At 29.1% G+C, this 1,447-nt stretch carries 1 protein-coding gene; it reads left to right on the forward strand.

Going from position 1 to position 1,447, the window contains the following annotated elements; all coding sequences use genetic code 11:
* Positions 1–42 precede the first annotated feature (42 nt).
* Positions 43–966 carry a protein translocase subunit SecF gene (secF, locus tag ACR0QS_RS13215; protein ID WP_432633917.1) on the forward strand — a complete coding sequence of 308 codons (924 nt, stop codon included), beginning with the start codon at positions 43–45 and terminating at the stop codon, positions 964–966.
* The last annotated feature ends 481 nt before the right edge of the window (positions 967–1,447 follow it).

Consider the following 1,447-nt stretch of genomic DNA (forward strand, 5'->3'; position numbering starts at 1 on the left):
AAAATATAATAATCTAATTAATAATAAAATAAGGATTTGTAAATGAGCGACAAAGAAATAAAAAATAATAATACTACGACAAAATATAAAATTCCATTCGTTAAATTTATGCCTATTGCGGCGGTTATATCTTCGATACTTTTTATAGCATCGATTTGTATATTTGCCCAAAAAATAAAAAGCGGGAATTTCAATTTGAGCATTGATTTTGCGGGCGGAGTAGAATTGAATGTAAAAATTGATAATCCTCAAGTAATAAATATTGCGGAAATAAGAGCTTTATATTCCAACTTTGGAGAAGAGACGATTAATATACAGGAATTGGAAGGCGAAGAAAATATAAATTCTTTTCTTTTAAGATTCAGAGGCTCGAACGAAGAATCGGACAGAGCGATGAAAGTTCTTTACGATAATTACGGCGAGGATAAAGTTTCTTTAATCGGAAGCAGTATTATAAGCGGAGTCGTTTCAGCCGATAATTTGAAATTGGCTTTTATACTTATAGTAATCGCTTGGATAATAATAATGATTTATATAGCTATAAGATTCAATCATCGATACGCTTTGCCCGCGATTATAACTCTTATACATAATGTGGTTATAGTATTCGGAATAATCACTTTCTTAAATAAAGAATTTTCAATATTAGTTTTGTCTTCTATTTTGACTCTAATCGGTTATACGATTAACGATATAATAGTAGTATTTGATAGAATAAGGGAAAATTTCGACAGTCATAAACCTTTTAAAGAAATAGTAAATTCGAGTTTAAATAATGTAGTCGGAAGAACGGTAATGACGAGCGTATCGACTTTACTTGCCGCTGGCTCAATAATGATTTGGGGCGGTTCTATACTTTACGATTTCGCGTTTACTTTCTTTTGCGGAGTCGTTATAGGAACTTACGCAAGTAATTTTATAGCGAGCGGACTTTTAATATTATTTATGAAAGGCAAGAAAGATTAAATTATTATTTAGAATTCGTATTTATGATGTGGTTTGATAAATATTGCACACTCTGTGTGCCTCTCCGAAGTCGGACATATGTCACGGCAATGATAATTTTTTAGAATTTTTTTGGCTACTGCCAGCTTTAGCGTAAGTCTTCGGTTTTATAGTAGATTGCCACGCTCACGCTCGCAATGACAGAATTTTTTTATTTTAAGCCGTTGACATAAATTTAAAAAGATTGTATAAATCAAAAATCATTTATTAAATATTTAAATTGAATTGTGTTGACAAAAATTTTTAAATGTTATAAAATATAACTCAATTAATCAATGTTTAAAAAAATAAATTAATTGTTGACATTATTTTAAGAGATTGTATAATGATTGCAATTAATTACTATTTTGACGCGGAAGCGGGCTGTAAGCCAAATAAGCTATTGATTAATTTTTTAAATATTGTATAATTTAATCAATATTTAAATGTTTAATAAAAATAA

Origin of the sequence: Brachyspira sp., assembly GCF_050873525.1 — a bacterium.
Classification (GTDB): Bacteria; Spirochaetota; Brachyspiria; order Brachyspirales; family Brachyspiraceae; genus Brachyspira.